Origin of the sequence: Streptomyces violaceus, assembly GCF_036014075.1 — a bacterium.
In the GTDB taxonomy this organism is placed as follows: domain Bacteria; phylum Actinomycetota; class Actinomycetes; order Streptomycetales; family Streptomycetaceae; genus Streptomyces; species Streptomyces violaceus.
Map to the genome: position 1 here is coordinate 7,263,821 of NZ_CP107911.1, position 12,716 is coordinate 7,276,536.

Annotated in this window: 11 protein-coding genes; 10 read left to right on the top strand and 1 reads right to left on the bottom strand. The window is 68.9% G+C overall.

Going from position 1 to position 12,716, the window contains the following annotated elements:
- Positions 1–75: 75 nt before the first annotated feature.
- From arc to prcA, 5 genes are all read left to right on the top strand, one after another.
- Positions 76–1,842 (top strand): proteasome ATPase, encoded by a 1,767-nt coding sequence (gene arc / locus OG542_RS32680; protein WP_261679940.1) that lies wholly within the window; start codon positions 76–78, stop codon positions 1,840–1,842.
- A gap of 234 nt (positions 1,843–2,076) precedes the next feature.
- Positions 2,077–3,588, top strand: a complete 1,512-nt coding sequence (gene dop / locus OG542_RS32685) for a depupylase/deamidase Dop (RefSeq protein ID WP_344985039.1) — start codon at positions 2,077–2,079, stop codon at positions 3,586–3,588.
- Positions 3,589–3,766: 178 nt separating this feature from the next.
- The gene (locus tag OG542_RS32690; protein WP_019757212.1) at positions 3,767–3,985 is read left to right on the top strand and encodes a ubiquitin-like protein Pup; all 219 of its coding nucleotides are present in this window, start codon (positions 3,767–3,769) and stop codon (positions 3,983–3,985) included.
- 301 nt (positions 3,986–4,286) lie between these two features.
- The gene (gene prcB, locus OG542_RS32695) at positions 4,287–5,132 is read left to right on the top strand and encodes a proteasome subunit beta (protein WP_193480320.1); all 846 of its coding nucleotides are present in this window, start codon (positions 4,287–4,289) and stop codon (positions 5,130–5,132) included.
- A gap of 60 nt (positions 5,133–5,192) precedes the next feature.
- Positions 5,193–5,945, top strand: coding sequence for a proteasome subunit alpha (gene prcA, locus OG542_RS32700; RefSeq protein WP_184597424.1), 753 nt, complete (start codon positions 5,193–5,195; stop codon positions 5,943–5,945).
- A 352-nt stretch (positions 5,946–6,297) separates the two neighbouring features.
- Here prcA and OG542_RS32705 read toward each other — a convergent pair whose 3' ends face one another.
- Positions 6,298–7,314 carry a LacI family DNA-binding transcriptional regulator gene (locus tag OG542_RS32705; protein ID WP_311124797.1) on the bottom strand — a complete coding sequence of 339 codons (1,017 nt, stop codon included), beginning with the start codon at positions 7,312–7,314 and terminating at the stop codon, positions 6,298–6,300.
- An 89-nt stretch (positions 7,315–7,403) separates the two neighbouring features.
- On the opposite strand from OG542_RS32705, the gene OG542_RS32710 reads away from it, so the two are divergent.
- From OG542_RS32710 to OG542_RS32730, 5 genes are all read left to right on the top strand, one after another.
- A complete protein-coding gene (locus OG542_RS32710; RefSeq protein ID WP_311124796.1) occupies positions 7,404–8,663 on the top strand; it encodes an MFS transporter in 1,260 nt (419 codons plus the stop codon).
- A gap of 9 nt (positions 8,664–8,672) precedes the next feature.
- Positions 8,673–10,034 (top strand): Pup--protein ligase, encoded by a 1,362-nt coding sequence (pafA, locus tag OG542_RS32715; RefSeq protein ID WP_184597419.1) that lies wholly within the window; start codon positions 8,673–8,675, stop codon positions 10,032–10,034.
- Between the two features lie 131 nt (positions 10,035–10,165).
- Positions 10,166–11,173: an FKBP-type peptidyl-prolyl cis-trans isomerase gene (locus OG542_RS32720; RefSeq protein WP_311124795.1), complete on the top strand. Its 1,008-nt coding sequence runs from the start codon at positions 10,166–10,168 to the stop codon at positions 11,171–11,173.
- A 61-nt stretch (positions 11,174–11,234) separates the two neighbouring features.
- Positions 11,235–11,606 carry an FKBP-type peptidyl-prolyl cis-trans isomerase gene (locus tag OG542_RS32725; protein WP_184597416.1) on the top strand — a complete coding sequence of 124 codons (372 nt, stop codon included), beginning with the start codon at positions 11,235–11,237 and terminating at the stop codon, positions 11,604–11,606.
- Between the two features lie 127 nt (positions 11,607–11,733).
- Positions 11,734–12,711 carry a helix-turn-helix transcriptional regulator gene (locus OG542_RS32730; RefSeq protein WP_261683592.1) on the top strand — a complete coding sequence of 326 codons (978 nt, stop codon included), beginning with the start codon at positions 11,734–11,736 and terminating at the stop codon, positions 12,709–12,711.
- Positions 12,712–12,716 lie beyond the last annotated feature (5 nt).

A 12,716-nucleotide genomic window follows, 5' to 3' on the forward strand; every position in this document is an offset into this window, starting at 1 on the left:
ATCTAGGGGTTTCAATCGACACCCGCCCAGGTAGGGTCTGGAAGCGTCCAGCTCCCCTTGGAGGAGGTGAGGACCGTGGCAGCCCACGACGACGACATGAACCGCGGCATCCGCCCGGGACGGGGGTCCGACGACCCGGCCGGGCAGATTGCCTATCTTGAGCAGGAGATCGCCGTCCTGCGACGCAAGCTCGCCGACTCTCCGCGACACACGAGGATTCTCGAAGAGCGGATCGTCGAGCTGCAGACCAATCTGGCCGGCGTGTCCGCACAGAACGAGCGGCTCGCCAACACGCTCCGTGAGGCCCGTGACCAGATCGTGGCCCTCAAGGAGGAGGTAGACCGGCTCGCGCAGCCGCCGGCCGGCTTCGGGGTCTTCCTGCAGGCGAACGAGGACGGCACCGCCGACATCTTCACCGGCGGCCGCAAGCTCAGGGTGAACGTCAGCCCCAGCGTCGAGCTCGACGAGCTCCGGCGCGGCCAGGAATTGATGCTCAACGAAGCGCTCAACGTGGTCGAGGCCATGGAGTACGAGAGCGTCGGTGACATCGTCACACTCAAGGAGATCCTCGAGGACGGCGAGCGGGCCCTGGTGCTCGGGCACACCGACGAGGAGCGGGTGGTACGGCTCGCCGAGCCGCTGCTGGACGTCACCATCCGCCCCGGCGACGCCCTCCTGATGGAACCCCGCTCCGGCTACGTCTACGAGGTCGTGCCGAAGAGCGAGGTCGAGGAGCTCGTCCTCGAAGAGGTCCCCGACATCGGCTACGAGCAGATCGGCGGTCTCGGCGGCCAGATCGAGGCCATCCGCGACGCGGTCGAGCTCCCGTACCTCTACCCGGACCTGTTCAAGGAGCACGAACTGCGGCCGCCGAAGGGCGTCCTGTTGTACGGGCCCCCTGGATGCGGAAAGACCCTGATCGCCAAGGCCGTGGCCAACTCGCTGGCCAAGAAGGTCGCCGAGGTGACCGGCCAGGCCGCCGGCAAGAGCTTCTTCCTCAACATCAAGGGCCCCGAGCTCCTGAACAAGTACGTCGGTGAGACGGAGCGGCAAATCCGCCTCGTCTTCCAGCGGGCCCGTGAGAAGGCCAGCGAGGGCACCCCCGTCATCGTCTTCTTCGACGAGATGGAGTCGCTCTTCCGTACCCGTGGCTCCGGTGTCAGCTCGGACGTGGAGAACACCATCGTCCCGCAGCTGCTCGCCGAGATCGACGGCGTGGAGGGCCTGCAGAACGTGGTCGTGATCGGCGCCTCCAACCGTGAGGACATGATCGACCCCGCCATCCTGCGGCCCGGCCGGCTCGACGTGAAGATCAAGATCGAGCGTCCGGACGCCGAGGCGGCCAAGGACATCTTCGGCAAGTACCTCACCGAGCGCCTCCCGCTGCACGGCGACGACGTCGCCGAGCACAGCGGCTCCAAGGCGTCCACGGTCCAGAGCATGATCCAGACGGCCGTCGAACAAATGTACGCCGAGTCGGAGGAGAACCGCTTCCTGGAAGTCACCTACGCCAACGGTGACAAGGAAGTCCTCTACTTCAAGGACTTCAACTCCGGCGCCATGATCGAGAACATCGTCGGCCGCGCCAAGAAGTCGGCGATCAAGGACTTCCTCGAGAAGAACCAGAAGGGTCTCCGCGTCTCCCACCTCCTCCAGGCCTGCGTGGACGAGTTCAAGGAGAACGAGGACCTGCCGAACACCACCAACCCGGACGACTGGGCCCGGATCTCCGGAAAGAAGGGCGAGCGGATCGTGTACATCCGTACGCTCATCACCGGAAAGCAGGGCGCGGACACCGGACGCTCCATCGACACGGTGGCGAACACCGGTCAGTACCTGTAAAAGGCAGGGCGGCTGCGGGTGCCCTCGGCGGGTACCCGCAGCCGACTGTTTTTCAGGCCACGGCTGGAGCAACGCAATGACGCAAATGATCTCCCCACCAGCGCAAAGGCGTTCTAGGCTCTTCCGTACCGCCGAGTCGCGCAGTGCGGGGACGGGCACCGCACACGCAACCGAGCGCCAGCGGTATCTGAGTGGCGCCCACGACCGAGGGTGCCGCCGGGCAAGGAGGGCCGCATGACCGTACGGCGAGTAATGGGCATCGAGACGGAGTACGGGATCTCCGTCCCCGGCCACCCCAACGCCAATGCCATGCTCACCTCGTCCCAGATCGTGAACGCCTACGCGGCGGCGATGCACCGGGCCCGCCGGGCTCGCTGGGACTTCGAGGAGGAGAACCCGCTGCGGGACGCGCGAGGCTTCGACCTCGCCCGCGAGGCCGCCGACTCCAGCCAGCTCACCGACGAGGACATCGGCCTGGCCAACGTGATCCTCACCAACGGTGCACGGCTCTACGTCGACCACGCACACCCCGAATACAGCGCCCCCGAGGTCACCAACCCCCGGGACGCCGTCCTCTGGGACAAGGCCGGCGAGCGGATCATGGCGGAGGCCGCGGAACGGGCCGCCCAGCTGCCCGGTGCCCAGCCGATCCACCTGTACAAGAACAACACCGACAACAAGGGCGCGTCCTACGGCACGCACGAGAACTACCTGATGAAGCGGGAGACCCCCTTCTCGGACATCGTGCGCCACCTGACGCCGTTCTTCGTCTCCCGTCAGGTCTTCACCGGGGCGGGCCGCGTCGGCATCGGCCAGGACGGGCACGAGCACGGCTTCCAGCTCAGCCAGCGAGCCGACTACTTCGAGGTGGAGGTCGGCCTCGAGACGACGCTCAAGCGCCCGATCATCAACACCCGCGACGAGCCGCACGCGGACGCCGAGAAGTACCGCCGCCTGCATGTGATCATCGGCGACGCGAACCTGTCGGAGATCTCGACGTATCTGAAGCTGGGTACGACGGCTCTCGTCCTGTCGATGATCGAGGACGGCTTCATCGCGGTGGACCTGGCCGTCGACCAGCCCGTTCGCACGCTGCACCAGGTATCGCACGACCCCTCACTGAAGCGCCTGGTCACCCTCCGTAGCGGCCGGACGCTCACCGCGGTCCAGCTGCAGATGGAGTACTACGAGCTCGCGCGCAAGTACGTGGAGGAGCGCTTCGGGGCCGACGCCGACGACCAGACCAAGGACGTCCTGTCGCGGTGGGAGGACACCCTCACCCGACTGGAGCACGACCCGATGAGCCTGGCCGGCGAGCTGGACTGGGTTGCCAAGCGGGAGCTCATGGAGGGCTACCGGCGCCGGGACAGCCTCGACTGGGACGCGGCACGGCTGCACCTGGTCGACCTCCAGTACGCCGACGTGCGCCCCGAGAAGGGCCTGTACAACCGTCTGGTGGCCCGTGGGCGCATGAAGCGGCTGCTGACCGAGGCGGACATCGAGCGGGCCCGTACGGCGCCGCCTGAGGACACTCGCGCGTACTTCCGCGGTCGCTGCCTGGAGCAGTACGCGGACGACGTCGCGGCGGCCTCCTGGGACTCGGTGATCTTCGACCTGCCGGGCCGCGATTCCCTGCAGCGCGTTCCAACCCTGGAACCGCTTCGCGGAACGCGTAATCACGTCAAGGAGCTCCTGGACCGCTGCCGCACGGCGGAAGACCTGGTCAGGGTCCTGTCCGGCGGATGATCGCGTTCCGTGGGTACTCGGGAGGAGACGGCCGGACAGGGTGGAAAATCCCAGGTCCGGGAATCATCGAGGTGGTCCCCGTACGTTGGAGCAACTGCGGGGCCATTGTCAGACCCGGCGAGTAGGGTCTGATCTTGACCGAGCAACTGTGTCGGGCGAACCGAGCGGGGTGAGGGATATGGCGACCAAGGACACCGGCGGCGGACAGCAGAAGGCCACCCGGTCCACCGAGGAGGTCGAGGAGCAGGCGGCGGAGACGCAGGCTTCGGAGGACCTCAAGGAGCGTCAGGAGAAGCTGAGCGACGACGTGGACTCGGTTCTGGACGAGATCGACGACGTCCTCGAGGAGAACGCCGAGGACTTCGTGCGCTCCTTCGTTCAAAAGGGTGGCCAGTAAGGCGCCTTTGCCTTCATTCCGAAGGTGAACGGGTGTGGGTGATGGACGGGCGGAGCGCGGAGCGCTGCGCGCGGGGCAGTGAGTGATGTGATGCCCTCGTGTGCGGCGCTCCGGGCGTCGGTGACGTCCGGCAAGTGCGGCGTCGATCCGGTGGAGTTGGTCCCGCCGGACATGTGGATCACCGCCGAAGGACGGGTAGGGTCCGAGGCATACCGTGCCCCCGGTCACAACCGGACCGGGGTTGTTCCAAGGATCGGCCCGACGTCACAGGGCGGGCTGTCGCATACGTGGAAGGAATCGCGTGGAAGCCAACACTCGTAGCACCGGGCGTCTACCAGCTGCCTTCCTGACGCCAGGGTCTTCCTCCTTCATGGACTTCCTGTCCGAGCACCAGCCGGAGATCCTGCCCGGCAACCGGCAACTGCCTCCCACCCAGGGCGTGATCGAGGCGCCGCACGGGACCACGATCGTCGCCGTGACGTTCCCCGGGGGCGTCGTGCTGGCCGGTGACCGCCGGGCGACGATGGGGAACGTCATCGCGCAGCGGGACATCGAGAAGGTCTTCCCGGCCGACGAGTACTCCGCGGTGGGCATCGCCGGTACGGCGGGTCTGGCCGTGGAGATGGTGAAGCTGTTCCAGCTGGAGCTGGAGCACTTCGAGAAGGTCGAGGGCGCGCAGCTGTCCCTGGAGGGCAAGGCGAACCGGCTGTCGACGATGATCCGCTCCAACCTCGGCATGGCCATGCAGGGCCTGGCCGTGGTGCCGCTGTTCGCGGGGTACGACGTGGGGCGCGATCGGGGCCGGATCTTCTCCTACGACGTGACGGGCGGCCGCTCCGAGGAGACGAACTTCGCGGCCACCGGCTCGGGCTCGATCTTCGCGCGTGGCGCCATGAAGAAGCTCTTCCGTGACGACCTGAGCGAGGAAGAGGCCACGACCCTGGTGGTCCAGGCCCTGTACGACGCGGCCGACGACGACTCGGCGACAGGCGGTCCCGATGTCGCCCGCCGGATCTACCCGATCGTCACCGTGATCACCGAGGACGGTTTCCGCCGGCTCACCGAGGAGGAATCCTCCGGGATCGCCCGCTCGATCCTGGCGCGGCGCCTGGAGCAGCCGGACGGCCCGCGGGCCGCACTGCTGTAGACAGCGGCCGTTTCTTGTCAGGGTGATCCAGTGACTTCCACAGAAAGGGACGGATAACCGGTGTCGACGCCGTTCTATGTTTCACCTCAGCAGCAGATGGCCGACCGGGCGGAGTACGCCCGCAAGGGCATCGCCCGTGGCCGCAGCCTGGTCGTGCTGCAGTTTGCCGACGGCATCGTGTTCGTCGGCGAGAACCCGTCCCGTGCGCTGCACAAGTTCAGCGAGATCTACGACCGGATCGGTTTCGCGGCCGCCGGCAAGTACAACGAGTACGAGAACCTGCGGATCGGTGGCGTGCGGTACGCCGACCTGAGGGGTTACACCTACGACCGCGACGACGTGACGGCCCGTGGCCTGGCCAACGTCTATGCGCAGACCTTGGGCACGATCTTCTCCTCCGCGGCCGAGAAGCCGTACGAGGTGGAGCTGGTGGTCGCCGAGGTGGGGGAGACCCTGGAGGGTGACCAGCTCTACCGTCTCCCGCACGACGGCTCGATCGTGGACGAGCACGGCTCGGTCGCGGTGGGGGGCAACGCGGAGCAGATCAGCAGCTACCTGGACCAGCGCCACCGGGACGGTATGACGCTGGCCGAGGCCCTGAAGCTGGCGGTGCAGGCGCTGTCGCGCGACACCAACGGCAGCGAGCGGGAGATTCCCGCGGAGCGGCTGGAGGTGGCGGTGCTGGACCGTACGCGGCCGCAGAAGCGCAAGTTCAAGCGGATCGGTGGGCGTCAGCTCTCTCGCCTGTTGGGGGCGGAGGGGGACGGGGGCGCCGAGGAGACGGCGTCCGAGGACGCCGAGGACTCCGAGTAGCTCGGCTCGATCGTTTACGTCGCGCGCCCTGGTCGCTGTTGCGGCCGGGGCGCGCGTCGCGCCTGCGCGGTGGTGGTGGGTCGGGGCCGTGTCGGGGGGTGTCCGTCCTCGGAACGGCGGGATGGGGTTGCGTACCGACTGACTGTCCGTTGACGCGCCAACCAGCTGCGGGCGGACACCCCCCGACACGGCCCCCTCCGTGCGTGCGCATCTAGCTGCGGGCAATCGTGCCGCTAAGGGCGGCACGGGTGGGCGGTGGGGGTCCCCCCGCTCGAGCGAAGTCGAGAGTGGGGGAGGCACCTCGTCGCGCCGAGCTGCGCACCCACCCGGCCTCAGCGCCCACGCCGAGTGGCTACGGCAGCCCCGGCGGCGCCGTGGAGCCCCGTACCACCAGTTGCACCGGGATGTCCCCGCCCTCGGGTGCGCGGCCCTCCAGGACGGCCAGCAGGGCCCGCATGCCCCGTTCCCCGAAGAGCTCCGCGTCCAGGCGGACCGTTGTCAGTTCCGGGTCGATGGCCGTGGCAAGGGCCAGATCGTCCAGGCCGGTGACCGAGACGTCGTCCGGGACGCGCAGACCCAGGCGGCGAACCGCCTTGTACGCACCGGCGGCCAGCTTGTCGTCGTCGCACACCAGGGCCGTGGGGCGCGGCCCGGGGAGCGAGAGGGCGGCCTCCGTGGCTGTCACGGCGCCCTCGATGGAGATCGGCGCGCGGGTCGTGCGTACCGACGTACCGGGCAGATCGCTCAGCCGGCTCGCCAGTTCCCGGGCCCGTACCTCGAAGGTCCAGGACGGTACGTCCGCGGCCAGATGGAGGAAGCGGCGGTGGCCCAGGGACAGCAGGTGTTCCGCGACCTGGCGGACACCGTCGGCGATGTCCAGGTTCACGGTCGCCGCCCCCAGGCTCCCCTCCGGGTCGCTGTCCAGCATCACCAGGGGCAGCTGGTCCCCGCGGATCGCGGTGAGCGCGTCGGCGGCCATGGAGGAGGCGATCACGCCGTCCAGGGCGGCCTGCGCGGAGGCGAAGGGGTCGCGGGCGGGTCCGACGCCCTCGGGGGAGGGGTAGAGGACGACGCCGAATCCGTGTTCGGCGGCGACTCGGGCGGCGCCCGTGTAGACGCCCGCGAAGAACTCCGTGGTGAGGGCCGGTACCACCAGGAGGACCGTGCGGGTGCGGCCCAGGCGCAGGTTGCGGGCGGCCAGGTTCGGGCGGTAGCCCAGGTCGCGGGCGGCCTCGCGGACCCGCTCCGCGGTCGCCTCCGAGACGCGGCCGCGCCACTTGTCGCCCAGGACCAGGGAGACCGCCGCCTGGGAGACGCCGGCGGCCTGGGCGACGTCCCGGCTCGTGGGGCGTGTGCTGCCTCGTGCCACCGTCGGGCCGCTCCTTCGTCTGGACTCGTGAACAGCGGACATGGTACGTATGAAACGTTGACGTTATACGTAAAACCTAGGGCGGGGACATGGCTACGGGATACCTGGAGATCCTTCGGGCGCGACACGCCGCCCGGCTGCTCGTCGGCACGCTCGTGGGCCGGCTGCCCAATGCCACCGGCGCCATCGCGATCCTGCTGTTCGTGCGGGCGGAGGGCGGCTCGTACAGCCTGGCGGGGGCGCTGGCGGGGGTCTACGGCGTCGCCAACGCCGTGGGGCAGCCCGTGCTGGGCAGACTCGTGGACCTGCGCGGGCAGCCGCGCGTGCAGTTGCCGGCGGCCGTTCTGTCGGGGCTCGCCATGGCCGTGTTCGCCTTCGCCGGGATCGGGTCGCTGCCGCTCGCGTATGCCGCCGTCGCGGCCGCGGGGCTCTTCACGCCGCCCCTGGAGGGCGGGCTGCGGGCCCTGTGGTCCTCGGTCCTCCGAAAGGAGGACCAGGTGCACACGGCGTACGCCATGGACGCCGTGGCCCAGGAGGTGATGTTCACCGTCGGGCCGCTGCTCGTGACGCTGTGCGTGTCCCTGTGGTCGGCCCAGGTCGCGCTGCTCGTGCTGAACGTGGTGGGAGTGCTGGGGGCGCTGTCCGTGGTCGTCTCGCCGCCCTCGCGTGCTTGGCGATCGGCGCCGCGGGAGGCGCATTGGCTGGGCGCGCTGCGCTCGGCGGGGCTGCTGGCGCTGCTCGCGGCGTTTCTGTTCATCGGGATGGCGCTCGGGTCCATCACCGTCGCCTCGGTGCCCTACGCGGACGCGCACGGCGGTGACGCCGTGTACGGCTGGCTGATGGCGGCCCTGGGATTCGGGGCGCTGGTCGGCGGCGCCGTCTACGGGGCCCGGCAGTGGGCCGGTGAGCCCGCGCGGCGACTCCAGGTGCTGGTAGCCCTTCTGGTGGTGTGTTACCTGCCGCTGCTTCTCATGCCGGACGCGGTGCCCATGGTGGCGCTGACCGCGCTCGCCGGAGTCTTCCTCGCACCCGCCATCGCCTGCGCGTTCGTCCTGGTCGACCGTCACGCCCCGCGCGGCACGGTCACCGAGGCGTTCTCCTGGCTGGTGACCACGTTCACCGTGGGCCACTCGGTCGGCGCGGGCGTCGCGGGGCCCGTCGTAGAGGTGGGCGGGGCCCTGTGGGGCTTCGCCGTGCCGGGGGCCGCGGGCGGCGTGTCCCTGCTGGTTTTGGCCGCCACAGGACGGGTACTCGCAGCTCCCGGCGGGGGAGCGGTTGTTGTGTCCGGTTCGGAAAATGATCCAAACCGTGCCCCCGAACCCCGTTTCAGTTCAGGGGATCGGGCGTAATGTTCCCTCATGGACCGCCGCATTTTCGGGCTGGAGAACGAGTACGGCGTCACGTGCACGTTCAGGGGACAGCGCCGCCTGTCTCCTGACGAGGTGGCGCGGTACCTCTTCCGCCGTGTCGTGTCATGGGGCCGCAGCAGCAATGTCTTTCTGCGAAACGGCGCCCGCCTCTATCTCGACGTGGGCTCACATCCGGAATACGCCACACCGGAATGTGACAACGTGACCGAACTGGTCACCCACGACAAAGCGGGCGAGCGCATTCTCGAAGGACTCCTGGTGGACGCCGAACGACGCCTGCACGAGGAGGGAATCGCGGGCGACGTCTACCTCTTCAAGAACAACACCGATTCGGCGGGCAACTCCTACGGCTGCCACGAGAACTATCTGGTCGCCCGGCACGGGGAGTTCTCCCGGCTCGCGGACATTCTCATTCCGTTTCTGGTCACGAGGCAGCTGCTGTGCGGTGCCGGCAAGGTGCTGCAGACGCCGCGCGGAGCCGTCTACTGCGTCAGCCAGCGTGCCGAGCACATCTGGGAGGGCGTCTCCTCGGCGACGACCCGCTCCCGGCCGATCATCAACACGCGCGACGAGCCGCACGCGGACGCCGAGCGCTACCGCCGCCTGCACGTCATCGTGGGCGACTCCAACATGTCCGAGACGACCATGCTGCTCAAGGTCGGCGCCACCGACCTGGTGCTGCGCATGATCGAGGCGGGCACCGTGATGCGCGACCTGACCCTGGAGAACCCGATCCGGGCGATCCGCGAGGTCAGCCACGACATCACCGGCCGGCGCAAGGTGCGCCTGGCCAGCGGCCGCGAGGCCTCCGCCCTTGAGGTGCAGCGCGAGTACTACGAGAAGGCCGTGGACTTCTGCGAGCGCCGCGGCATCCGCACCGGCACCGTCGAGCAGGTCCTGGAGCTGTGGGGCCGCACGCTGGACGCGATCGAGGCCGAGGACCTCGACCGTATCGGCACCGAGATCGACTGGGTCATGAAGTACAAGCTCATCGAGCGGTACCGCAGCAAGAACAACATGACCATGTCGCACCCGCGGGTCGCGCAGATAGACCTCGCCTACCACGACATCCACCGCCGTCGTGGCCTGTACTACCTGCTCGAGAAGAAGGGTCAGGCAGCACGCATCTGCAACGACTTGAAGATCTTCGAGGGCAAGTCGGTTCCGCCGCAGACCACTCGGGCCCGGCTGCGCGGCGACTTCATCCGGCGGGCCCAGGAACAGCGCCGTGACTTCACGGTCGACTGGGTTCACCTCAAGCTCAACGACCAGGCCCAGCGCACCGTCTTGTGCAAGGATCCGTTCCGTTCCGTGGACGACCGGGTGGAGAAGCTGATCGCCGGAATGTGAGGAAATGCGCCGGCGGGGAATTAGCCGGAACGCCACACGGGCGCCGTACGTTACAAGTACGGCGCCCTGCTCACGCCGTAGAGTTGCGCGCACGCCATCAAACGAGATCGATCGATTACGAGGCCCCCACAGTGCGCCGACGCTCACTTCTCATCTCTGTACCCGCAGGACTGGCCACACTCGCCGCATGCGGCGACGACAAGTCGGATTCGAGCAAGGCCAGCGACAGCCCTTCGCCCTCGCCCTCGGCATCGGCCCCGTCCTCGGCGCCGCCGCCGAAGATCGTGGACGGTCCGCTGCCGGCGGTCACCGCGGGCACCAAGCTCGACGAGAAGCCGACGATCGCCAAGGGCAGCGGAGAGCCGTCGAAGCAGCTCGCGGTGAAGACGCTGATCGCGGGCAGCGGCAAGACCGTCGCGGAGAACGACTTCGTCGTCGCGAACTACCTGGGCCAGGTCTGGAGCACCGCCAAGGTCTTCGACAACTCCTACGACCGCAAGACGCGCCTGGCCATCCAGCTCGCCCAGGGCCAGATCATCGACGGCTGGCGGTACGCGCTGGCCGGCAAGAAGGCCGGCAGCCGTGTCGAGATGGCCGTCCCGCCCACCTGGGGCTACGGCTCGCAGGGCAACCCGCAGGCAGGCATCAAGGGCACCGACACGCTGGTCTTCGTCGTCGACGTGCAGGACACGTTCAACGCGACCAGCTCCGCCAAGGGCGAGGAGGTCGCCCAGGGCGACGCGGACCTGCCCAAGGTCGGCACCAACACCGACGGCAAGGCGCCCTCCATCGAGGTGCCCAAGGCGACCGCCCCGAAGAAGCTCGTCGCGGATTACGTCCTGGAGGGCGACGGCGAGAAGGTCGCCGCCGACGACAGCGTCCTCGTGCAGTACAAGGGCGTGCTGTGGGACGGCGGCAAGGAGTTCGACTCGTCGTACGCCAACAAGCAGCTGGTGTCGTTCTCGCTCCAGCAGGTCGTCAAGGGCTGGGCGCAGGGCCTGACCGGCAAGAAGGTCGGCAGCCGGGTCCTCATCGTCATCCCCCCGGAGCTGGGCTACGGCGACAAGCCGCCGCAGGGCAGCGGCATCAAGAAGGACTCCACGCTGGTCTTTTCGGTGGACATCCTCGCGAAGCTGTGACGTGCGGGGGATGTAAGACTGTGCGTGTTCGCCTTTTCGCAGACAAGCAGGAGCCAGAGACGTGAGCATCGACAAGCCCGAGATCGACTTCCCGGGCGGCGAGCCCCCGGCGGACCTCGAGATCAAGGACATCTGGGAAGGCGACGGCCCGGTCGCGCAGGCCGGCCAGACCGTCACCGTGCACTACGTCGGTGTCGCCTTCAGCACCGGCGAGGAGTTCGACGCCAGCTGGAACCGTGGCACCCCGTTCCGCTTCCCGCTGGGCGGCGGCCGGGTCATCCAGGGCTGGGACCAGGGCGTGCAGGGCATGAAGGTCGGCGGCCGCCGCCAGCTGACCGTCCCCGCCCACCTCGCCTACGGCAACCAGAGCCCGACCCCTCTGATCAAGCCCGGCGAGACGCTGATCTTCGTGGTCGACCTGCTCGGGGTCTGAGCAAGGTTCGACAGACTCGATCACCTGGGGCCCATGCCTGTTCGGGCATGGGCCCTCGGCTTTGCCGGGCCACCGCGGGGCGGTACGGTCATCGGTCGTAAGCACCATAGGGAGGCGAAGGGCGTCGATGGCCATTGCCAAGGCCGAGCGGCTGATGAATCTGGCGCTGTGTCTGCTCGGGACGCGGCGGCCGCTCAGCAAGCGTGAGCTGCGCGACTCCATCGAGGCCTACGTCGAGGCCTTCGGTCCGGGGAACGGCGCCACCGGCTCCGACGACTCCTTCAACCGCATGTTCGAGCGCGACAAGGACGACCTGCGCGAACTCGGGCTGGTCATCGAGACCGTCGAGAGCCTCGACGGCGACATCGGCTACCTGGCCCGGCGTGACAGCAACCGCCTCCCGCCCATCACCCTGGACGCCGAGGAGGCCGCAGCCCTCGGGGTCGCCGCCAAGGTGTGGCAGCAGGCCCGGCTCGCCGGCGCGGCCAGCGGCGCGCTGCAGAAGCTGCGCGCGGCGGGCCTCCCCGAGGATGTCGACCCCTATGGGCCGCACGGCGCTCTGGAGCCGCGGATCCCCGTGCACGAGGCGGCGTTCGAGCCGCTGATGCTCGCCTGCCGGGACCGCCGCCCCGTTGCCTTCGACTACCGCAAGGCCACCGCCGCCCAGCCCGAGCAGCGGCACGTGGAGCCGTGGGCTCTCGAGTGCTGGCGCGGTCACTGGTACCTCGCGGGCTGGGACCGCGACCGGGGCGCCGAGCGGGTCTTCCGGCTGTCCCGGATCACCGGCAAGGTCCGCTCGCGCGGCGGCCGGTACACCGCTCCCGTGCCGGACGTCGTCACCGTCCGTGAGACCGTAGCCGGCTGGGCCGGGGAGATCGCCGACCGCTCCGCCCGGATCCGGCTGCGCTCGGGCGCGGGATACCCCCTGCGGGCGAAGGCCACCGCCGTACGGGAACTCGGAGACGGCTGGGACGAGTTGGAGATTCCGTACGGCCACGGGCTGGACGCCTGGCTGGTGGAGTTCGGGCCGGACGTGGTCGTCCTGGAGCCCGCCGAGCTGCGGGCAGACGTGGTGGACCGGCTGCGGGCCGTGGCCAAGGGCTGAGGGGG